Annotated in this window: 13 protein-coding genes and 1 riboswitch; of the genes, 5 read left to right on the top strand and 8 right to left on the bottom strand. The window is 72.8% G+C overall.

Annotated elements, in window-relative coordinates; genetic code table 11:
• The first annotated feature begins 13 nt into the window (after positions 1 to 13).
• From AB0D66_RS10250 to AB0D66_RS10240, 3 genes are all read left to right on the top strand, one after another.
• The gene (locus tag AB0D66_RS10250; RefSeq protein WP_362299587.1) at positions 14 to 2,326 is read left to right on the top strand and encodes a phage holin family protein; all 2,313 of its coding nucleotides are present in this window, start codon (positions 14 to 16) and stop codon (positions 2,324 to 2,326) included.
• Between the two features lie 75 nt (positions 2,327 to 2,401).
• Positions 2,402 to 3,784: an amino acid permease gene (locus tag AB0D66_RS10245; protein ID WP_362299584.1), complete on the top strand. Its 1,383-nt coding sequence runs from the start codon at positions 2,402 to 2,404 to the stop codon at positions 3,782 to 3,784.
• Between the two features lie 42 nt (positions 3,785 to 3,826).
• A complete protein-coding gene (locus AB0D66_RS10240; RefSeq protein WP_362299581.1) occupies positions 3,827 to 4,276 on the top strand; it encodes an SRPBCC family protein in 450 nt (149 codons plus the stop codon).
• Between the two features lie 193 nt (positions 4,277 to 4,469).
• On the opposite strand, the gene AB0D66_RS10235 is transcribed toward AB0D66_RS10240, so the two are convergent.
• Both AB0D66_RS10235 and AB0D66_RS10230 read right to left on the bottom strand, forming a co-directional pair.
• Positions 4,470 to 6,059: an RNA polymerase sigma factor gene (locus tag AB0D66_RS10235; RefSeq protein WP_362299578.1), complete on the bottom strand. Its 1,590-nt coding sequence runs from the start codon at positions 6,057 to 6,059 to the stop codon at positions 4,470 to 4,472.
• A gap of 216 nt (positions 6,060 to 6,275) precedes the next feature.
• Positions 6,276 to 7,037, bottom strand: coding sequence for a class I SAM-dependent methyltransferase (locus AB0D66_RS10230; protein ID WP_362299575.1), 762 nt, complete (start codon positions 7,035 to 7,037; stop codon positions 6,276 to 6,278).
• A 57-nt stretch (positions 7,038 to 7,094) separates the two neighbouring features.
• A riboswitch (ZMP/ZTP riboswitch) is annotated at positions 7,095 to 7,189 on the top strand.
• 51 nt (positions 7,190 to 7,240) lie between these two features.
• Between AB0D66_RS10230 and AB0D66_RS10225 the strand changes: the two genes are divergently transcribed.
• Together AB0D66_RS10225 and AB0D66_RS10220 are read left to right on the top strand one after the other, a co-directional pair.
• Positions 7,241 to 8,086 (top strand): bifunctional 5,10-methylenetetrahydrofolate dehydrogenase/5,10-methenyltetrahydrofolate cyclohydrolase, encoded by an 846-nt coding sequence (locus tag AB0D66_RS10225; RefSeq protein ID WP_362299831.1) that lies wholly within the window; start codon positions 7,241 to 7,243, stop codon positions 8,084 to 8,086.
• A gap of 125 nt (positions 8,087 to 8,211) precedes the next feature.
• On the top strand, positions 8,212 to 9,729 hold the full coding sequence (locus AB0D66_RS10220; RefSeq protein WP_362299572.1) for a peptide MFS transporter: 1,518 nt from the start codon (positions 8,212 to 8,214) through the stop codon (positions 9,727 to 9,729).
• A gap of 42 nt (positions 9,730 to 9,771) precedes the next feature.
• Here the strand turns inward: AB0D66_RS10220 and AB0D66_RS10215 are convergent, their stop codons facing one another.
• The 6 genes from AB0D66_RS10215 to AB0D66_RS10190 form a co-directional block, all read right to left on the bottom strand.
• Positions 9,772 to 10,932, bottom strand: coding sequence for an MAB_1171c family putative transporter (locus AB0D66_RS10215; RefSeq protein ID WP_362299569.1), 1,161 nt, complete (start codon positions 10,930 to 10,932; stop codon positions 9,772 to 9,774).
• Entirely contained in the window at positions 10,929 to 12,422 is a 1,494-nt protein-coding gene (locus tag AB0D66_RS10210) for a pyridine nucleotide-disulfide oxidoreductase (RefSeq protein ID WP_362299566.1), read from the bottom strand. Before AB0D66_RS10210 ends, AB0D66_RS10215 begins: the two co-directional genes overlap by 4 nt.
• A gap of 72 nt (positions 12,423 to 12,494) precedes the next feature.
• Positions 12,495 to 13,073, bottom strand: a complete 579-nt coding sequence (locus AB0D66_RS10205) for a toxin-antitoxin system, toxin component (RefSeq protein WP_362299563.1) — start codon at positions 13,071 to 13,073, stop codon at positions 12,495 to 12,497.
• Positions 13,070 to 14,122: a hypothetical protein gene (locus AB0D66_RS10200; protein WP_362299561.1), complete on the bottom strand. Its 1,053-nt coding sequence runs from the start codon at positions 14,120 to 14,122 to the stop codon at positions 13,070 to 13,072. Before AB0D66_RS10200 ends, AB0D66_RS10205 begins: the two co-directional genes overlap by 4 nt.
• Before the next feature lie 211 nt (positions 14,123 to 14,333).
• Positions 14,334 to 14,837: a hypothetical protein gene (locus AB0D66_RS10195; protein ID WP_362299558.1), complete on the bottom strand. Its 504-nt coding sequence runs from the start codon at positions 14,835 to 14,837 to the stop codon at positions 14,334 to 14,336.
• A gap of 5 nt (positions 14,838 to 14,842) precedes the next feature.
• Entirely contained in the window at positions 14,843 to 21,055 is a 6,213-nt protein-coding gene (locus tag AB0D66_RS10190; RefSeq protein WP_362299828.1) for a DNRLRE domain-containing protein, read from the bottom strand.
• Positions 21,056 to 21,528: the final 473 nt, after the last annotated feature.

The raw sequence follows: 21,528 nt of genomic DNA, 5'->3' as shown, positions 1-21,528 counted from the left end.
CGGGAGGTTCGGAGTGTGGCGAGGACGGTGGCGGACCGCCGGCGGTGCTCTGGTGCGGGTGGTCCTGGTCTGGGCGGCGTCCACCCTGACCATGCTCGCGCTGGCCGGCATCCTGCCGGACTTCCGGCTCCAGTCCGGGGACGACGACAGCCCCACCCAGATCGGGCTGACGGCGGCTTGGGGCGCCGGCGCCTTCGGCCTGCTGAGCGCGCTGGTCTGGCCGGTGCTCGTACGGGCCCTGCTGCTGGTGCCCGCCCTGGTGCTCGGACTGCTCGTCTTCTTCCTCAACGGCTCCCTGCTGCTGATAGCCCTCAGCCTGATCCCGGCGGGACGCGGCCAAGTGGCCCCCGACACGGCCGTGGTGGTGGCCGCCGTGATGTCGGCCGTGGCCTCCGCGACCTCGACGGCGCTCGCCGTGCGCGACGACGAGGCCTACCGGCGGCGCCTCTACCGCCTCGCCGACCGGCGCCGGCGCCGGCAGAAGAGGGCGGGGGCGCCCGGGGCGGACGAGTCCGCGCCCGGGCTGGTCTTCCTCCAGCTCGACGGGGTCGGGTACGAGACGCTGCGCCGGGCCTCGGCCGACGGCCTGATGCCGACCGTCGCCGGCTGGCTGGAGGGCAGCCACCGCCTCGGGTCCTGGCGCACCGACTGGTCGAGCCAGACCGGCGCCAGCCAGCTCGGCATCCTGCACGGCTCCACCTTCGACGTGCCCGCGTTCCGCTGGTACGAGAAGGACACCGGCGAGGTCGTCGTCTGCAACCGGCCCACCAGCGCGGCCGAGCTCCAGCGGCGCGCCGTCGAGCGGACCGCGGACGGCGGCCTGCTCACCCTCGACGGGGCCAGCCGCGGCAACCTGTTCAGCGGGGGCGCGGACCAGCTGGCGCTGGTGCTCTCGGTGTCCGCCCGCCGGGGCCGGGCCAACCGGTCCCGCGCCGGCTACTTCGCGTACTTCTCCGATCCGGCCAACGCCGTCCGCACCGCCCTGTCCTTCGTCGCCGAAGTGGCCAGGGAGATCGGCCAGTCGCTGCGCGCGCGGATCCGGGGGGACCGGCCGCGCGTCGCGCGCGGCGGGCTGTACCCGCTGATCCGGGCCTTCGCGACCGTGGTCGAACGGGACGTGGTCGTGGCCGCCGTGATCGGCGACATGCTGGCCGGGCGCGCCGCGGTCTACGCCGACCTGGTCGCCTATGACGAGGTCGCGCACCACTCCGGCCCGCACGGCCGGGACGCCGAGCAGGTACTGGCGCGCCTGGACCGCAGCCTCGCGCTGATCGCCCGGGTCGCCGAGCACGCGCCGCGCGCCTACCGGATCGTGCTGCTGTCCGACCACGGGCAGAGCCCGGGGGAGACCTTCCTCGGGCGGTACGGGCTCACCCTCAAGGACCTGGTCCGGGCGGGCTGCGGACTGCCCGTCCCGCGCCGGGCCGGCCGCACCCGCAGCGGAGCCGAGGCGCGGGCGGCCGTCCTGGCGGCGCTCCACCGGCCGGTGGAGGAGGGCGAGGAGGCCCATCCGGGGCGGGGGTCCGACCCGGTGGTGCCCGCCTCCGGCAACCTCGGGCTGATCTCCTTCCCGGACGTCCCCGGCCGGGCCTCCCGCGCGCGCATCGAGCGCACACACCCGGCCCTGCTGGCGACCCTGGCGAACCATCCCGGCGTGGGCTTCGTCCTCGTGGACGGCGTGGTGCTGGGCCCCGGCGGGGCGGTGGCGCGGCTGGACGTGCCCGGGGAGGCGGAGGAGCTGCTGGCTCCGTTCGGCCCCGGAGCGGCCGCGGCCGTGCGCCGGACCGACACCTTCCCGCACGTGGCCGACGTGATGGTGAACTCGGCCTACGACCCCCGGACGGGCGCGGTGCACGCCTTCGAGGAGCAGATCGGCTCGCACGGGGGCCTGGGCGGGGAGCAGGGGCACCCGTTCCTGATGTGGCCGACGGAGCTGTCGGACCCGGGCGGCGAGCTGGTGGGCGCAGAGGCGGTGCACGGCGTCCTGCGGCGCTGGCTGCGGGAGGCGGACGGCCCGCAGGTCCCGGTGCACCCCCGGCCGGACGCCCGCACCGCCGCGGACGCAGGCCCCCGCGCCTTCGCGGACGCAGGCCCCCATCCCGCCGCGGATTCAGGCCCCCGCGCCGTCGCGGACGCAGGGCCCTGCCCCGCCGCGGACGCAGGGCCCCGTCCCGCCGCGGATTCAGGCCCCCGCCCCCTGGCGGACGCCCGGCCCCGCGCCGCCATGCAGGCGGATCCGGAGCCGGAGGAGAATCCCCGGCCGTGGCGCGCCCAGGACGGAACGTTTCCTTCCGCGGGGCGTCCCGTGCCGGACGAAACCCGGTGATTTGGTACCGCCTTGACCGTGGTCAACCATGTGGGGACCTGCCCACCATGTGAGACACCCCGAGGCGCACCACCGATGACCAGCACCGCAGCCCCGCCCACCGCAACTTCCAGGACGGCGGAGCCCCGCCCGCAGGGCGACCGGCGGTTCGGCCTGCCCGTCGCCACCTGCCTGGTCATGGGCAACATCATCGGCGGCGGGATCTTCCTCCTGCCCGCGTCGGTGGCACCCTTCGGCACCATCAGCCTCGTCGCCTTCGCCGTGCTCACCCTCGGCGCGGTCGCCCTCGCCCTCGTCTTCGGCCGCCTCGCCCAGCGGCACCCGCAGACCGGCGGCCCGTACGTCTACGCCCGTGCCGCGTTCGGCGACTTCGCCGGCTTCCTCGCCGCCTGGAGCTACTGGATCACCACCTGGGTCTCCAACGCGGCCCTCGCGGTGGCGGCCGTCGGCTACCTCGGCGTGCTCTTCCCCGCCGTCGGCGCGCACAAGTGGTCCATGTGCCTGGCCGCCCTCACCGTGCAGTGGCTGCCGGCGCTCGCCAACCTGGCCGGCACCCGGTACGTCGGCGCCGTCCAGCTCGTCGGCACCGTGCTGAAGTTCGCCCCGCTGCTGCTCGTCGCCGTGGGCGGCCTCCTGTTCTTCGACCCGGCCAACCTCGGCCCCTTCCGGGCCACCGACCAGACCGCGATCGGAGCCGTCTCCGCCTCCGCCGCGATCCTGCTCTTCAGCTACCTGGGCGTCGAGTCCGCCGCCGTCAGCGCCGGAGAGGTCCGCGACCCCGCCCGCAACGTCGGCCGGGCCACCATCCTCGGCACCGTCGGCGCGGCCACCGTCTACCTGCTGGGGACCCTCGCCGTGTTCGGCCTGGTCGCCCACGACACCCTCGTGTCCTCCCAGGCCCCCTTCACGGACGCCGTCAACGCCATGTTCGGCGGCACCTGGGGCGGCACGGCGGTCGCCTGCGCGGCCGTGGTCTCGATGGTCGGCGCCCTCAACGGCTGGACCCTGCTCAGCGCGCAGACCCCGTACGCCGCCGCCAAGGACGGGCTCTTCCCGAAGGTCTTCGAGACGAAGCAGCGCGGAGTGCCGGTGGTCGGCGTGCTCGTCACGGTCGTCCTCGCCTCCGCCCTGACCGTCTACAACTACACCGCCGGCTCCGAGGGCGTCTTCGAGGTCCTGGTGCTGGTCACCACCTTCACCGCGACCGTCCCGTACCTGCTCTCCACCGCGGCGCAGCTGTACTTCCTGCTCTCGGGCCAGTCCGAGCGGGTCCACCGGGGGCGCCTGGTACGCGACGGCGTCCTGGCCGCCCTCGCCTTCGCCTTCTCGATGTGGCTGGTGGCGGGATCCGGATACGCCGCCGTCTACCAGGGGGTGCTGTTCCTCTTCGCGGGCGTCGCGGTCTACGCCGTGATGGCCGCCCGCAGGCGGCGCGCGACCGTCCAGCCCGCGGAGTAATTTGGGAGGAGAGCGCAGCCAGGGGGGCTCCGAGGGGTCGCCATGTCCGCGATCAGCAAGAGCATCGACATCGACCGCACGCCCGAGGACGTCTACTCCTACGTCACCGACCCCACGCACCTGCCGGAGTGGCAGGACAGCGCCGTGACCGCCGTCCCCCTGGGCGACCTCCCGGTCCACGTCGGCTCGACGGTCCTCGTCACCGGGCGGATCGGCAGGCGCCGGGTCCCCACGACCATGGAGTACACGGCACTGGACCCGCCGAGGAGCTGGCATGTCCACGGCGTCGACGGGCCCGTGCGGCCGGACGTCCGGGGCTACATCGAACCGCTCGACGACGGGGCCCGCTCACGCGTCACCCTGTCCGTCGACTTCGAGGGCCACGGCATGGGCCGGGCGCTGGTCCCGCTCCTGGTCAAGCCCATGATGCGCAAGGAGATGCCCCGGGGCGAGGAGAAGCTCAAGCACCTGCTGGAGCACTCCGCGAGCTGATCCCGGCGGCCCCCTGCGGCGGGCCCGCTGCGGGGGCCCGCTCCGGCACCGGCGCGGCCTGAACGCCGATCACGGACGGATGGTGCGACACCCTGCGGATCCGGCGCGCGCACGCCTGTCCGGTTCCGCAGGGTGCCTCCCTGCCGTTCACCCCCGAGCGGCCCGTCTTCCGACCGGCCTGAGTCCCTCGGGCCTAGTCGAGGTAGTCGCGCAGCACCTGCGAACGCGACGGGTGGCGCAGCTTCGACATGGTCTTGGACTCGATCTGGCGGATGCGCTCACGGGTGACCCCGTACACGCGGCCGATCTCGTCCAGGGTCTTGGGCTGGCCGTCGTTGAGGCCGTAGCGCATGGAGACCACGCCCGCCTCGCGTTCCGAGAGCGTGCCCAGGATCGACTGGAGCTGCTCCTGGAGGAAGGTGAAGGACACCGCGTCCGCGGGCACGACCGCCTCGGAGTCCTCGATGAGGTCACCGAACTCGCTGTCGCCCTCCTCACCCAGGGGGGTGTGCAGGGAGATCGGCTCGCGGCCGTACTTCTGGACCTCGATGACCTTCTCGGGGGTCATGTCGAGTTCCTTGCCCAGCTCCTCCGGGGTGGGCTCGCGGCCCAGGTCCTGGAGCATCTGGCGCTGCACGCGGGCGAGCTTGTTGATGATCTCGACCATGTGCACGGGGATGCGGATGGTGCGCGACTGGTCGGCCATGGCGCGCGTGATCGCCTGCCGGATCCACCAGGTCGCGTACGTGGAGAACTTGAAGCCCTTGGTGTAGTCGAACTTCTCCACGGCGCGGATCAGGCCGACGTTGCCCTCCTGGATCAGGTCCAGGAAGAGCATGCCGCGGCCGGTGTAGCGCTTGGCGAGGGAGACCACGAGGCGGAGGTTGGCCTCCAGCAGGTGGTTCTTCGCCCGGCGGCCGTCCTCGACCAGGATCTCCAGCTCGCGCTTGAAGGCCGGCTTGTGGTCGTCCTCCTCCTCGAGCTTGTACTCGGAGAAGAGACCCGCCTCGATGCGCTTGGCGAGCTCGACCTCCTGCTCGGCGTTGAGCAGCGGCACCTTGCCGATGAGCTTGAGGTAGTCCTTGACGGGGTCGGCGGTGGCGCCGGCCACCATGACCGTCTGCGCCGGGGCGTCGTCCTCGTCGTCGTCGGACAGGACGAAGCCCTGGGTGCCGCCGGTCTTGGGGGCCTCCTCCTCGGCCTCGTCGGCGAGGTCCTCGGCCGCCCAGTCCTCGCCCTCCGCCACGGGGGTCTCGCCCTCGTCGGCGTCCTTGGCGCTGGTCTTCTTCGCCGCCGTCTTCTTGGTGGCGGTCTTCTTCGCGGCGGTCGCGGTCTTCTTGACCGTCCGCTTCTTCGGCTCGGCGGCGGCCTCGGCCGTCGCCTCGTCCTCGGTGGCGGAGGCCGACGGAGCGGATATCGCCGCAGCGGTGGCCGGGGGCGCGGCGGCCGAGGTCTTGCGCGCGCCGATGGGGCGCGGCGCCGCGGTCGCCTTCTTGGCCACGGTACGGGCCGGCGCGGCGGCTGCCTTGCGGGGCTTCTTGGCGGCAGCCTTCGTGGCGGGTGCGGCGCTGACGTGGAGGGCGACACCCTCCTCGTCCAGGACCTGGTTCAGGCTGCGCAGGACCCGCTTCCACTGGTCCACCGGGATGCGGCCGGCCTCGAAGGCCTGGCGCACGTCGTCACCGTTGATGTGACCCTGCTCGCGGCCGCGCTCGACGAGCGCGACGAGGGCCTCGGATTCGGCGATCTCCGGAGGGAACGTACGGGACGGGCTGAGCGACACAAGGAGCCTCTCGTTGCGAACAGATATGGGGTGGGCGGGACATCATCGCGCGAACTCGGGAAACAGACCCGAGGGGGGTCTGTATTCCGGGGCCGCGCGAGGACACCTGTCGGTTCATCGCATGCCCGAGTCGATTCGTTACGCGCTGAATTGAGTGACCTGCGCCACGCTGTGGCCGCGCAACCCTTTCCGGTGCGGATCCGTCCGCCCCGATCGTCAGCCCGTTGTGCGGGCTTCGACGAGGAAGCGGGCGGTGTGCGCGACGAACGGGCCTTCGCGTTCGATCTGTTCGTGCAGCTCGCGCAACCGGTCCCGGTACTGCCCGACCGTGAAGCCGGGCACCATCCAGATCACCTTCCGGAGAAAGTAGATCACGGCTCCGATGTCGTGGAACTCCGTGCGCAGCCGTTCCGAGCGCAGGTCGACGACTTCCAGGCCCGCCCTGGTGGCGTCGGTCACGGCGTCGTCGGGGTGCCGGGCGCGCCGGACCTCCTCCGGCTGCGGGCCGAGGAAGTACTCGACCAGCTCGAAGACGCTCGCCGGACCGACCTGCTGGGACAGGTAGGTGCCGCCGGGCCGCAGGACCCGTGCGATCTCGTCCCACCAGACGGTGACCGGGTGCCGGCTGGCGACCAGCTCGAAGGCCCCGTCGCCGAAGGGGAGCGGCGGCTCGTCGGCGTCGGCGACCACCACCGCGCCCAGCGGGTGCAGCAGCCGGGTGGCCCGGTCGATGTTCGGCGGCCAGGACTCGGTGGCCGCCGTCAGCGGCGGCAGCGGGCCCGCGCCGGCCAGCACCTCGCCGCCGCCGGTCTGGATGTCCAGGGCGGACCGGACCGTGGCCAGGCGCTCCTTGAGCAGCCCCTGGTAGCCCCAGGACGGGCGCTCCTCGGTGGCCCGGCCGTCGAGCCAGGAGAAGTCCCAGCCGTCCACGGAGACCGCGTCGGCTTCGGCGACAAGGTGGTCGAAAGTGCGCGTCATGTCTGGATCGTCCCAGGTCGGGCGCCCGTCATCCACCGGATATGTCGACTAGAGTGGCCCGCGGGCCGTGACTGGCGTTCGGGTGGATCACCACCGGGGAGCGGCCCGGCGTACGTGGCGTACGCCGACTGCCGCGCGCCTGGGCGAACCGCGATCCGCAGCGACGTTCAGGAGACCCCGTGACGACTGCCACTGCCCAGCTGATGGACGGCACCGCCCTCGCCCGCCGCATCTCGGAGGAGACCGCCGCCCTCGCGGCGAAGATCACCGAGCGCACCGGCACCGCGCCCTGTCTCGCGACCGTCCTGGTCGGCGAGGACCCCGCCTCCGTCACCTACGTACGGATGAAGCAGAACCGTTGCGCCAAGGCCGGGATCACCTCCCGCCACGTGGAGCTGCCGGCCGAGACCACCACGGAGGAGCTGGTCGCCACCCTGACCGCGCTCTCCGAGGACCCGGAGATCAGCGGCATCCTGCTCCAGCACCCCGTCCCGCACCACATCGACGAGCGCGCCGCCTTCGAGGCCATCGCCCCCGGCAAGGACGTCGACGGGGTCACCATGCACTCCTTCGCCGCCATGGGCTTCGGACTGCCCGGCTTCGTCTCCTGCACCCCCGGCGGCATCATGCGCCTGCTCGCCGCCTACGACGTGGACCTCACCGGCAAGCACGCCGTGGTCGTCGGCCGCAGCGCGATCCTGGGCAAGCCCGCCGGGATGCTGCTGCTGGAACAGAACGCCACCGTCACCTACTGCCACTCCCGCACCCGGGACCTCCCCTCGATCGTGCGCCAGGCCGACGTGCTGGTCGCCGCAGTCGGCAGGGCCGAGTTCATCCGCGGCGAGGACATCAAGCCGGGCGCCGTGGTCCTGGACGCCGGGTACAACGAGGGCAACGTCGGCGACGTGCACTTCGAGTCCGCCGCCGCCCGCGCCTCGCTGATCACGCCGGTACCGGGCGGGGTCGGCCCGATGACCATCGCCGTGCTCCTCGAGCAGACCGTGCGGGCCGCCGCCGCGCAGGCCGGGCTGGACCTCGCGGACCTCTGACCCCCTCCGCGCCCCCTGCGGCACGCGGAACGCCCCGGGCCCTTCGGCCCGGGGCGTCGCGTTTCCCCCGGTAACGGGCCGAAGGACCGATCCCGGCACTCCGCCCCCGGCGCTGCACTGGACAGGTGAACGGACCGAAGGACACGCAGACGCAAGCACCCCGGCACCCGAAGCGGCATCCGCGCGGGCTCGCCACCCTCGTCCTCGCCGAGCTGTGGGAGCGCTTCAGCCTCTACGGCATGGTCGCGATCCTCGTGCACTTCCTCGCGGCCTCCCGCGGCCACGGCGGCATGGGCCTCCACGAGGGCACCGCGGAGGCGGTGGAGGGGGTCTACATGGCCATGATCTCGCTGCTGGCGCTGCCCGGCGGCTGGATCGCCGACCGCTTCCTCGGAGCCCGCCGGGCCGTCCTGTGGGGCGGTGTGGTCATCATGGCCGGACACGTCCTCATGGCCTTCCCGCAGCCCGCCGTCGTCTGGCCCGGCCTGGTCCTCATCGTCATCGGCACCGGCCTGCTCAAGCCCAACATCTCCGCGCTCGTCGGCCGCCTCTACGCCGCCGACGACGACCAGCGGCGCGACGCCGGCTACTCGATCTTCTACATGGGCATCAACCTCGGCGCGGTCATCGCCCCGCTCGTCGTCGGCTACCTCGGCGAGGAGGTCGACTGGCACCTCGGCTTCGGCGCCGCCGCCGTCGGCATGGCCCTCGGTCTGGTCCAGTACGTCCTCGGCGGGCGCAGGCTCGCCCGGCAGCTGCGCGAGGAGCCCGTGGTCCGGCTGACACCCGCCGAGCGGGCCAAGGTCCGGCGCACGTCCTCGTACGGGCTGGTCTTCACGGCCGTGCTGATCACCCTGCTCGCCGCCGCGCACGCCCTGAGCATCGACGGCATCACCTTCACGCTCACCGTGGTCGCCCTCGTCGTCCCCGCCGGGGTGCTGTTCTCGATGTACCGCAGCCCCAAGGTCACCCAGGTGGAGAGGACCAGGCTGCGCGCCTACGTCTGGCTCTTCCTGGCCGCGACGCTGTTCTGGCTGGTCTACGACCAGATGGGCAGCGAGCTGAACATGTTCGCCGCCCAGAAGACCGACCTGTCCCTGCTCGGCCGGCACATCCCGGCCAGCTGGACCCAGTCCCTGCCGGCGCTGTTCGTGATCGTCCTCGCGCCGCTCTTCGCCGCCTTCTGGGTGCGGCGGGGCCGGCGGATGAGCACACCGCTCAAGTTCGGCCTGGCCCTGCTGCTGACCGGCGCCTCCTTCGTGGTCATGTCGGGAGCGGCGGCCATCGCCTCCAAGGGCGTGAAGGTCTCGCTGATGTGGCTGGTGGGCGTGTACGTCATCCAGGTCATGGGCGAGATGTGCCTGAGCCCCGTGGGCCTGTCGGTCACCACCAAGCTCGCGCCGCGAGCCTTCACCAACCAGATGATGGGCGTGTGGTTCCTCGCCGCCGCCACCGGCGACGCCATCGGGGCGCAGCTGCCGCGGCTGGACGCGGTGATCGGCCAGAGCCTCAACTTCCTGTGGCAGGGCGCCATGGTGATCGCGGCGGGCGCGGTGATGGTCTACTTCACCCGGCGCCTGAGGGTCCTCACCGGGGAGGCGGCCGCCGCCGTCGTCGCGCGGCCGGCGCTGACGCCCGCCTGATCCTCCCGCCGCCGGCCCCCGCGCCGCCCCCCGCCCCGCCGCTCAGGTCCCCGCGGTGGCCGCGTCCCGCGCCGCGGCGACGATGGGGGAGGTGCGGAACTCCCGGGCCAGGGCGTCCAGCGGCCCGCTGTCCAGCCGGTACGGGTCCGGGTGCCCGCCCGCCGCGCCGGCGGCCGCCCGGAGCCGGCAGGCCGCGGCGAGCATGGCCGCGTCCGCGACCACGGCGGCCCGCGCCTCGGGCAGCCCCTGCCCGCGCGCCACGGCGTACGCGGTGTCCCGTACGGCCGGGTCGAACCACGGGGCCAGGGCCAGGATGCCGTCGTCGATGACGGACTCGCGGTGGACCAGGCGGATCCCGACCGGCGACCACCAGGCCAGCGGTACCGTCCGGACCCGGGCGGCGGCGCACCCGCGCAGCGCCTTCCACAGCGGACGCAGCCGCCGGTAGCGGCCGAAGTCCTGCCAGGCCGCCGATCCGCCGGCCAGCGGCACGACGAACCCCGTACCGATCAGCAGGGCCGCCCCGTAGGCCAGCCCCAGGGCCGCGTCCGCCGAGACCACCCAGTCCCGGCCGGCCCAGCGGGCCGCCACCGAGGCCCACTTCCCGGCGAGGTAGGCCAGGTCCAGCAGCCCGCCGCACACGATCAGCGCCAGCCCGGTGCGCAGCGGGCGCAGCGACGGGTCCGCACGGCGCAGCCACTTCCCGCACAGCACGGTCAGCGCCGAGGTCCCGACGGTGTGGGCCAGCAGGAAGCAGACGATCATCTCGCGGATCCACGGCGTCGTCGCGTAGTAGGTGTCCAGGTCCCGGAGCCGTTCCACCGGGGCGTCGCCGATCACGAACAGCACCACGATCGCCACCGTCACCGCACCGAACACGGCCACGGTCAGCCGGGTCGCCCGCCGCACGGCCGCGGGCGGGCCGCCGCCCCACTGCAGGACCAGGACGACGCACGTCCCCGAGAAGACGGTGATCAGTCCGAACACCAGCGGCGCGGAGAAGTTGACCACGCCGGTGAGCCGGTTGACCGTGGAGATCGTCGACGGCGACGCCAGGAACGTGAGGGGGGCGCCCACGACGAGCAGCGCGCACGCGGCCCGGTTCAGGGGCTGGTCCCACCCCCGGCGCAGCGCGGGCGCCTTGATCAGCAGCGCCAGGATCATGACCGATCCGGGCAGGAAGCGCAGGATCCCCTCGCTCACCGGGCCTGTCCGACGGGGTCCGCCGGGCCGACCGGGTCCACCGGGCCCGCCGGGCCGACCGGGCCGGGCCTCCCCGGGCCGGGCGTGCCGGGCACCGGGCCGAGCCCCGCGACGGCCCGCTCGGCGGCGGTGAGCGGCGGCGCCTTGAGCGCCCCCCGCTCCGACGCGCGCAGGACGTGCCAGACCACGCTCGGGTGCAGCCAGTGGCCGGGCCCGCTGCTCATGGTCAGCACCTTGAACAGGGCGGCGGTGAGCGCCTCGTGGGTGGTGGCGCCCGTCATCAGCCGGTTGACGTAGGCGTTGAGCAGCCCGGTTCCGGCCCGCGGCTTCATGCCGGTGGCCCCCGGATACAGGATGTCCTGCGAGGTGGCCAGCTCCCAGGCGGTGCTGACCTGGGGGGCGATGGCGCGCTGCGCCTCGCGGCCGAAGCCGGGGTGGGCGAGCCCCTTCTGCCGCAGCAGGGTGCGCACGGCCAGCAGGCCCTGCGCGGCGACCGTCATGCCCTGGCCGTAGAGCGGGTTGAAGGTGGCCACCGAGTCGCCGACGGCGAAGAACCCGTCGGGCAGTTCGGCCTTCTCGAAGTAGATGCGGCGGTTGGCGGTGCCCTGGGTGACCGCGACGTCCGTCAAGGGCTTCCTGCCCTCGAGGAGTTCGCCGACGATCGGGTCCCGGATGCTCTTGGCGAAGGGGATGAAGCGCTCGGGATCGCCGGTCGGCTGGCCGCCGCGGGTGCCGGAGAGGGTGGCCTGCCACTGGCCGTTCTCGATGGGCACGATCGTGGCCGTCTGCCCGGGGACGGGCACCCGGGGGTCCGACTGCACGTTGACGATGGGGAAGCCCATCTCGTGAGCTCCGGCCGGGGCTTCGAAGATCCTCGTCGCGTAGACCAGGCCGGAGTCGACCTCCGCCTGCCGGATCCCGGTCACCCCCAGGGCCTGGAGCCAGGTCCGGGCGCGCGAGCCGCGTCCGCTCGCGTCGACCACGAGGTCGGCGGACAGCAGGAGGCCCTGCTCCTCCGGAGTGTCGACCCGGACACCGGTGACCCGTGCCGCCGTCCCCTCCAGCGCCCGGACGCGGGCCTGCTGGAGCGTGGAGACGCCCTTGAGGCCGGTCACCCGGGAGCGGACCACCGAGTCGAGGAGGTCGCGGCTGCAGGAGATGTTGAACTGCTTCTCCCCGCAGCGCGGGATCCAGCCTTGCGCGGTCTTGGTGACGAGGTCGGTGGGCAGGCTGCGGCGGATGGCGCCCGCGCCGGTCCAGTCTTCGGTGATGCCGGGCAGGATCCCCTCGATCGCGCGGGCGCCGCCGGACCACAGGAGGTGGGTGTGCCGGGCCTGCGGGAGTCCGCGCCGCGGCGCCGGGCCCTCGGGCAGCGGGTCCGCGTCGACGACGGTGACCGTCGCGTACTCGGCGAGGACGGCGGCCGCGAGCAGGCCGGCCAGACTGCCGCCGATGACGACGGCGTGGCGGGGCGGGGAAGACTGGGTCATCGTGTCGTGCTCTCTGTCGGGGCCGTGCCGAGGGCATCGGCGCGAGGGGTGCGGGCCGGGGGCGGGCACCGGTCACCGTCGTGACACGGGGCTCCCCCAGCCGAGCGAGGTCTTGATGCGCTCGATCGCCTCGGGGAACTGCTCTTCCCGGGGTGGAGGCAGATGGGGCCTGAGGAGTTTGCCGAGGTGCAGGCCGAAGATCTCGGCGCGGATCTCCGCCGGATCCCCGTGGTCGGCCCGGGCCGCGGCCTGCCGGATCACCTCGGTCAGACCGGCGTCGGAGTACAGCAGTTCGGCGAGGCCGCCGTGGCGCCCCGTCAGTCGCGCGGCGACCGCCATGCCCGGCCCGTGGCTGTCGCAGGTTCCCTCGTCGATGTGCCACAGCTCGTGGCAGGCGATGACGAGCTGGTGCTCGGGGCGGGTGCGCTCCTCGACCACGAGCAGGTCGCGCTCGGCCATCTCCAGCCACAGCCCGCTGGCGGTGTCGGGCGGGAAGGAGGCGAAACGGACATCGACCTTCCGGCCGCCGCGGCGACGGGCGTAGGCGGTGCACAGCCGCCCGATGATCTCGTCGGCTCCGGCCGGGGGCGACAGCCGGGCGTCCGCGAGCAGATCCCCGGCGAGGGCGCGCATCGCCCGCGTGGTCCTCATCGCGTTCCCCCTTCGGGGGCCGGGCCTTCGACGGCCGGGCCTTCGGGCGCCGGGTCCGCGGCCGGTGCGGGCCGGCCGGTGTCGCCGCCCGGCGGGCGGCCGAGCTGGCCCTCCCGGGCGAGCAGGTCGTCCAGGTGGTCGGCGAGGGACTTCCAGCCCCGCGGAGAGAGCCGGCCGGCCCGGGTGACGATGCTGCGTACGTCGTGCGCGCGCAGCACGGCGAGCATCGGGTTCTCCTGCTGCCGTTCCGTGCGCTCCAGTTCGCGCGCCAGGCAGGCGAGGGCGGTGCCGAGCGCCTCGGTGTCCTCGGCGAGCAGGAAACCGCCCTCCACGCCGAAGAACCGCTGTATCCCGGCGGCCGCGGCGAGGTTCGGCAGGCCCTCGCCCTGGGCGAGGCGGGTCAGTGACTGGCCCGAGGCGTCGAAGGACTTGGCGATGGCCGCCAGCGAATGGTGCTGCCCGTCCTCCCGCACGCGGGTCCGTCGCAGGTGCTCGAACCGCTCGCGCACCTGCTCCTTCAACGGGAGCCGGGGCGGCGTGCCGTCGAGGGTGAGCCGGATGTCCCGCGGGGTGATGCCGGTGAGGTGGGAGAGGTGATCCAGGTCGTCGCGCCCCTCCGGGGTGAGGGCGAGGGCCCGTTCCACCGCGCTCTTGCCGTCGGCCAGCAGGAAGCCGGCGTACACCCCGAAGAAGCGCTGCACACCGGCCGCGTGGCCCAGCCGGGGGAGTCCGGTCCCCGCGTTGAGGGGACCCAGGGAGGCTCCGGGCGCATGGAAGTCGTCGGCGATCGCGGCGAGCGGCCACTCCCGGCCGTGCTTGTCCCGGCGGGTGGCGCGCAGCCGCAGGAAGCGCTGGTGGACCCTCTGCTCTAAGGGGAGTTCGCAGGCCCTCCCCGCGATCACCGCCGGTATCCGGGCGGGTTCGACCCCGGAGAGGTGGCTGAGCCGCGCAGCGGCGAGGACATGGGCCGGGTCCTGCCCGCACCGTTCCGACAGTTCCTCCACCCGCCGCCAGAGCGCGGCGAGATCGGGTCGGGCGGCGGCTCGCACCGGCTGCTTCTCCGTAAGTCGACAAGACGTTCGAGGGGGCTGAGCTGCGTGAAGCCTAGCCGTCCGCCCTCCACCGAACCAGCGGTAACGCAACATTTCCTGCCGTACGGCTCAAAAAAGGTTGGGATCGCGGTGGAGTTGGGACCGGTGCGCGCAAGAGGCGCCCGGCGGGCCGTCGGCCCGCCGGGCGCCTCGGTGCGCTGTCAGCGGTTCAGCAGGGGATCGTGGTCCCGTCCAGAGCGGATTCCACGGTCACCACGTACTCCTTGGGCCCGTCGGACCCCACCCGGAGCAGAGCCGGCTCGCCGGCCACCTTCTTCTGGAAGCACATGCCGAAGCCGCTCCGGAGCCTGTCCGGGGCCTGCGCCCGGGTGCCGACAGGCTTCCATCCCTCCTTGCCCGCGGTGTCCCAGTAGTGGGCGGCCAGTGACTCGGCGTCCAGGTCGTGGGTGTAGGCGGTGTCCGAGGCGACCCAGGGATCGCCGCTGTCGTCCATGCACTCCGTGCCGCCCCGTTCCGCCACGGGCGTGGCGCCGGCCGGGGCGGCGGGCGCCGCGGCCGAGACCTGGGCCATGCGCTCGACCGCCTTGGGCTCCGTGCACGAGCCCTCCGACCCGTAGAAGAGCGCGTACAGCGACCCGGCCAGCAGGACGAGGCCGAGGGTGGCGGCCAGGCCCAGATACAGCCCGCGGCGCGATGATTGTGCCGGTGTCACAGGGTTCACCATTTCGTCTTCAGGTAGCCCTTGTTGATGTAGTGGATCGCGTAGAGGAGCAGGTTCGTCCAGAACCAGCCCGAGAAGTACCACCTCAGCATGCTCCACGCGTTCCGCACGGCGAAGTGCCGGGCGACGTTGTTGTTGTGCTGGTCGATCTTGGTGTCGTCACCGGTCTGGCCCCACTCGTGTGCGTCTCCCAGCCGCTTGGCCGCTCGCGCGCCGAAGAAGAAGGTCAGGCTGGCCTGCCACATGAAGTGCCGGATCGCGTTGTTGACCCGGCCCTTGCGGAAGGTCGCGAGCAGCGCGCCCGAGATCGCCGAGGCGAGGGCGCAGCCGCGCCATCCGAGCGACATGCAGGCGTTGGCCTCGATGATCTTCTTACGCCAGGACTTGGAGATCCGGCCGTCGAGGTCCTGCTGGTTGACCGGGTCGGCGTTGGCGTACTCGTACGCGTTCGCGCTGCCGCCGTAGACCGGGTCCGCGGACAGGAAGCGGCCGGTGGACGGGTTGTAGAGACGGGCGCCCATCAGGGTCAGACCGCTCGGCGTCTCGCTGGAGCGCTGGTGGCCGCCGAGCCAGCCGTAGCGGGCCGAGGCCTGCCCCGCGCGGGGGTTGCCGTACTCGTCGGCGTCCAGGGCCACCGGTGCCTGCGCGACGTTCAGCGGGAGCTGGACGGCGACGGAGCCCGAGATCGTCGTCAGGTGCAGGACGACGTCCCCGGTCTTGCCGGTGGTGGTCAGGCCGCCCGCGGTGGCGACGTTGCGGGTCACCGCACCCGTCGTGGTGTCCTCGACGATCCAGCGCGGGTTGTCCGCGTCGTCGCCGTAGTGGTTGACGCGGGACGCGGTCTGGGTCCAGACCGAGCCGTTGTACGACTCCTTCGTCCACCCGCGGTAGCGCTGGGCGGCGTCGAGGCCCCAGGTCTGCCGCTGGTTGGACAGGGTCTGCTGGCGGGTGCGGTCGGTGTTGTAGTAGGCGACGGTCCCGTGGCCCGGGACGGCGGTGGTGCGCCCGAACTCGTCGTAGGCGTAACCGCTGTCGACGAGCCGGTCGGCGCTGTCGTAGGTGTGGGTGGTGGTGGTTCCGCCGGTGGCCGGGCAGTCCGCGCCGGGGGCGCCGGCCGCCGTGGTCAGGGCGGTGCGGTTCGAACGCCCGTCGAAGGTGTAGCTGCGACGGGTGCAGACGGTGTCCGCCGTGTCCTCCACGGAGGCCAGGCGGCCCGCCGTGTCGTAGCGGAAGCGCTGGTCGGAGAGACCGGAGTGGGTGGTGATCTGGCCGTGGACGGATTCGTTCACGGTGTCGCTGTAGACGACGGCCGAGTCGCTGTCGCGCACGTAGCTGCGCTTGGTGGCGTCACCGCCCGGGTCGGTGCTGATGTCGAGCGTGTACCCGCCGGGCAGCTTCTCGCTGCGGACGGCTCCCGCCGCGTCGAACGACGGACGGTACTCGCCGGCGACCGAGTCGGTGGTCTTCGTCGGAAGGCCGCGGGGCTCGGCGGTGTGGTCGTAGGTGAAGGTGACGGTCGACGGGACGTTGTCCGTGATCTTGGTCGGCCGGTCGAGCAGGTCGTACTCGGTGGTGGTGACACCGCCGTCGGCATCGGTGTAGGAGATCGGCCGGCCGAGCTTGTCGAACTGCTTGACGATGGTCCCGCCGGTGGGCGAGGTGTTCTTGACGGCCCGGCCGGTCACCGCGTCGTACTCGGTGGTGGCCTCCGGGGCGGCCTGGCCGGAGCCGCCCGCCGTCGTGACCTTGGTCGTCCGTCCGGCCGCGTCGTACTCGGTGGTGGTGGTCCGCGTGGACCCGTTCACCGTCTCGATCCGCTTGGCCGGGTTGCCCCACCAGTCGTACTCGGTGGTGGTGGTCGGCAGCTTGGACGGGTTCGAGCCGCCTCCCGTGATGTCGCCGGCCGGCCCGACCGTGCAGACCAGGTCGGCCCACTCGGGGCGGCCCTGGCAGGTGCCGGTACCGGTCGCCGACCAGTACGTGGTGACGCGGGTGGTGGCGTCGCTGCCGTTCGCGCCGGGGAGGAGCTGCTTGGAGACCCGGTTCTTGGCGTCGTACTCGGTGGTCTCCGTGATGGCCAGGCCGCCCGGGTCCCTGACGGTCCGGGTCGGCAGGCCCCTGGCCCAGTCGTACACGGTCTCGGTGGCGCGGGGCTCGCCGAGCACCGTCGGGTGCTCGCGGACCTGGGCGCCGACGGTGGCCTTGGTGACCTGGTCCTTGACCCTGGCGGTGCCGTTGGTGGGCCGCCCGGCGTCGTATTCGAGGACCGACCAGTCGCGGGCCGTCACCGAGGTGCCGGCCGCAACCAGCAGGGCCGCTCCGTTCTTCAGGTCGGCGGTCAGGTCGACGCGGCGCAGCGGTCCGAACTTGGCCAGCACTCGCACTCCGGCCGCGTCGTACACGGTCGAGGAGCTCAGCTGGTGGGCGCGTTCGGCACTGGTGAGCTGGCCGATGCCCAGGTTGGCCTGTGCGGCCTGGTCCGCGGGGCCCGTGCCCAGGGCCAGGGCGCGGTTGGGGGCCGAGAGCTCGCGGACGGTGTTCCCGTACCGGTCGTACTCGGTGGTGGTGATGTGTCCGCCGGGCGCCGCGCTGTTGACGGGCCGTCCGGAGGCTCCCAGGTAGGTGAGGGACGCCCGGGCGTAGGCCGAGGCCGCCAGTGACGCACCGGAGTGGGACGAGGGGACCGCGTCGGCGGGGAACACGGCGGTCGCGTCGGTGGGCGCGCTGGTCTGCCCCCACGCCTTCACGTCGGCCGAGCCCATCGGGTACGGGGCCGTGCCGCCGCTCAGCGGGACGCCGTAGACGATGCTGGTGGCCGCGGTGCCCTGCTCCTCGCCCGCCGTGCCCGGCTTCAGGCCGGCCCGGGAGGCCTTGAGCAGCATGCCGTCACCGGCCGTGGGCGAGGATCCCGCCTGGCCGTACGTGAACGACCAGGGCAGCTCGGACTTGGTCTGCAGCCAGTCGATGCGGTCCGCGGCGTTGTAGGCGTACTGCGCCTGGGTGCTCTGCGCCAGGTTGGGGTCCCACTGCTGGCGGAGGTTGCCGCCGGCGTCGTAGCGGTAGGTGGAGACCGCCTTCGAGGTGGCGTTGGCGGCGCCGGGCGCCGTGGACCACAGCCGGATCTCCTTCACCTGGCCGGCGAAGTCGCCGAAGTCGGCGGAGGCGCTGTACCCGGTGGCGGTGGTGGCCGACGCGTAGACGAACTCCAGCGAGCGGCATCCCTTGGTCTGCGGGGTGGTGGCGCAGGCCGAGGCGCTCGCGGCGGAGGTCGGGGCGACGACCCGCTTGGGGCGGGCCAGCTTCTTGGTGTCGACGGTGACCGTCTCCGAGACCACGGTGGTGGTCGAGTTCTCGACTCCGCTGACCAGGTTGCCGGAGACCTGCCAGGTGGTCATCGCCGGGTCGGCCCGGGTGAACTCCGTGACCATGCCGCTGTCGTCGGTGAGCGTGAACGAGCCGGTGACGGCGCCGGTCAGGGTCATGGTGCCGGCGCCGGGCTCGGAGACCCAGCCGGTGCGGGCCGCGTTGGCGGTGAAGTGCAGCGCGTCACCCGAGGTGGTCACGACGTCCACGGCCGTGTCCGAGATCCTCGCGACGTGCGAGTAGTCGGACTGGACGATCTCGGCCGCGGTGCCGGAGGCCCACTCCTGGCCGAAGATCGCGGCCTGGCCCTCCTGCTCGGCCCCCTTGTGCGGGTCGCGCGAGGACGTGGTGCGGGAGACGGACATGCCGAAGGCGGACACGTCGGTGGCCGTCACCTCGTAGTCGCCGGTGAGCAGGTTCAGCGTGCCCGGGCCGACCGGGGTGGTGGCGGCCCCGCTCGCGTTGCGGTCGACGACCACGGCGAGGGGCTGCGTGGCGCCGGTCGCGCCGCCGGGGCCGGTGAAGTCCGCCTTGATCTGGACGCTGCCGTCCGGGTCGACGGTGTCGGTGGCGTTCCAGACCAGCGCGGGGGTGCGCCCCGCGGTCATCGCCACGGGCCACGCCGTCAGGGCCGTGCCGCCGTTCGTGACGTGACCCGCCGGGATCTGCACCCAGGGGTCGGCCTCGGAGCGGCGCCAGGAGAAGGACGCGGCGTTGAAGGCGGCGCCGTCGGCCTCGGCGGTCAGCGGGAGCCGTCGGGCCGTCCGCTCGCCGTCCTCGGGCTGGACGAAGCCGCCCGGGCCGGCGTGGAAGGCGTACTCGACGCTCTCGGACTCGTTGTCGGCCTTGTCGACGGTGCGCACCTGAAGGGTGTGGGTCCCGTCCGAGGGCGGGGCGACGGACAGGGTCCGGGTGCCGGCGGTGCCGTTGGTGGGCACGCGCGTCCACTCGGCGCCGTCCAGGGACCACTCGAGCCACTGGTGGTCCGTGCCGGAGGGCGGGGAGACGGTGAAGCCGCCGGCCTGGCCGGCGCCCTTGACCCAGGCGTTGGACGGGTAGTCGGTCGAGGTCAGCCCGGTGGGGGCGGAGGGGGCGGTGGTGTCGACGGTGAACGTCTTCCAGGCCGACCACCCGGTGTTGTAGTGGGTTCCGTCGTAGGGGTTGGAACGGAACTTGTACGTCTTGCCGTTGGTCAGCACGCCCGCCGGAACGGTGACCGAGGCCGCCTCGCCGGAGGCGACGAACGGCGACACGATGACGTTGCCGACCTGGGTGTCCGTGGCCGAGTCGAAGATCTGGAACGTGCCGTTGACCTGGTCGCCGTTGGCGTCCACGAAGGTGTCGCGCAGCGTCGGGGTCAGGGTGTTGACCGTGTAGGCGCCGCCGTAGGAGAAGAACGGCGGGCCCGCCTCCTGCTTGGTGCCCGTCCGCGGACGGTAGTTGTAGGTCACCGTCAGCTTGGGGACGTTGGAGGCGGCGTTGGAGGAGTTCACCCGCTTCCACTGCTTGGTGTTGTTCTCGTCCGTGGCCCGCAGGCCCATGCCCGAGACCGCCCACTTGTTGTTGGACCAGTGCTGGACCAGGCTCGTGACGTCCGCGTTGATCCAGCCGTCGGGCTGCGAGGCGCAGCCCGGGTTGCCCTTGGTCTCGGTGGAGGTGGCCATCTTGGTGACCATGGCCGGCTGGTTGGTCCAGCGGGAGGCGGTGGAGGCGTTGTTGGCGGTCCACACCTCCCAGGGCTGGGCGGTGCAGTCGGTGTTGCCGGCGTGGAAGTTCCACAGCGACAGCTTCGCGTCCGAGATCAGCGCGTCGGCGACCGGGGCGGTGTTCCAGGTGATGAAGGAACGCGCGGTGCGCCAGGTGCCGTCGGCGTTCTTCGTGCCGGGGTTGCCGAGGTCCAGCTCGGTGTCGTTGGACCAGTCGACGGTCTCGCCCTGCTGGACGTAGGTGTCGAAGAGGTTGCCCAGGGAGGAGGTCGAGGGGTCGACGGTGACCGGGTACTTCGTCGCGGGGTCCGCGAGGAAGGCCGCGTCGGGGGTGATGACGAGGTCGACGCCGTCCTTGGTCTTGACGACCTTCATGCCGACCTTCGCCCGCCGGGTGTGCTCACCGGAGGCGGCGTCGACGGTGGCGTCCCACATGACCGGGGCCGGCATGGTCGCGGTCTTCTTCGACTTCCTGTCGGTGAACAGCACGCTGCCGTCCGGCTGCTGCTCGACCTTCAGGCCCTTGGTCCTCAGCGGCAGCGTGTAGCCGAAGCCCGCCTCGGGCCTGGCCTTGACCTCGACGAACTGCTCGAAGCCGGTACGGGTGGCCTCGACGATCACGTCCGCGCCCGGCACCGCGCCCGGGTACGTGGCCCGGGTGCCGTCCAGCTTCGGGGCCGGCAGGCCGCCGCGCCACTGGAGCGTGATCGCCTCGTCGCCGGTGCCCAGCGTCACCAGGTCGGTGGCCTCGGCCGGCGGAGCGCCCTTCAGGAAGGACACCTTCTCGGCGGTCTTCCCGGACAGCCGCAGCCCAAGCGGGTGGGCCTTGGAGGAGACCGAACCGTCGGGCGCGGCCGTGAGGTTCACATCGACGTCGCGCCACTCGCCCGTGGCGGCGTCCTTGAAGCGGATCGGGCCGGCCGCGACCTCGGTGGTCAGCGATCCGTCCTGGTTCACCCAGGTCGTCGAGGTCTCGGACCGCTCGGAGAGCGCCTCGACGCGGTGCTTGTACAGACGCGCGGCCACCCGGGCGGACGGTATGTCCGCCGCGGACTGCGCGGTCTCCTTGGCCTGCTGCGCCTTGTCGGCCGCGGGAGCGGCGAGGGCGGCCTCGGCTCCGTAGATCGTCGACACGGTCATCACGACAGCCAGCGCGGCGGCCGTGGCGCTCAGCCCGGCCGGTGCCCTGAACGACGAACGGACGCGCCCCACGGGCCCGTCCGGTCTTCTTCGGTAACGCAAGATCCCCCCAGGGGATGACGATTCGACCGCCCTGCACGTCGCAAGCGATCACTGGCTTGAAAGTAGCCGCCCCTACAAGATCAAAAATCGGCACCAAGCGTGCGAAGTGATCGATTCCAGGAAGCGGAATGACATCTCATTTCGGTCACGGAGGCACCTGTTGGCCCGAGTCGCGCCCAACCCACCCAAAGCTACTGATCGGTAAGCCCTTCGACGCGCCGAACGGACCGCCCGGGACCGCCCTTACCTCCCGGGTAATCGACCCCGTCCGGGCCGGGCGGCAAGGTGGTGGGCGTCGGGTTCCGGGGCCGCGCACTCGGCTCCGGGGCCCGTATCCCCCATCCGCGTCAGCGCATTCGACGGAGGCTGAT

The organism is Streptomyces sp. NPDC048270, from assembly GCF_040652335.1.
Taxonomy (GTDB): Bacteria; Actinomycetota; Actinomycetes; order Streptomycetales; family Streptomycetaceae; genus Streptomyces.
The sequence above is the reverse complement of the archived record's forward strand: the minus strand, read 5'-3'. Positions and strand labels throughout refer to the sequence as shown.

Coding starts and splice junctions, on each gene's coding strand:
- AB0D66_RS10245 (WP_362299584.1), top strand. CDS start 2,402: ATGACCAGCACCGCAGCCCCGCCCACCGCAACTTCCAGGACGGCGGAG.
- AB0D66_RS10240 (WP_362299581.1), top strand. CDS start 3,827: ATGTCCGCGATCAGCAAGAGCATCGACATCGACCGCACGCCCGAGGAC.
- AB0D66_RS10230 (WP_362299575.1), bottom strand. CDS start 7,037: ATGACGCGCACTTTCGACCACCTTGTCGCCGAAGCCGACGCGGTCTCC.
- AB0D66_RS10225 (WP_362299831.1), top strand. CDS start 7,241: ATGGACGGCACCGCCCTCGCCCGCCGCATCTCGGAGGAGACCGCCGCC.
- AB0D66_RS10210 (WP_362299566.1), bottom strand. CDS start 12,422: ATGACCCAGTCTTCCCCGCCCCGCCACGCCGTCGTCATCGGCGGCAGT.
- AB0D66_RS10205 (WP_362299563.1), bottom strand. CDS start 13,073: ATGAGGACCACGCGGGCGATGCGCGCCCTCGCCGGGGATCTGCTCGCG.
- AB0D66_RS10190 (WP_362299828.1), bottom strand. CDS start 21,055: ATGACCGTGTCGACGATCTACGGAGCCGAGGCCGCCCTCGCCGCTCCC.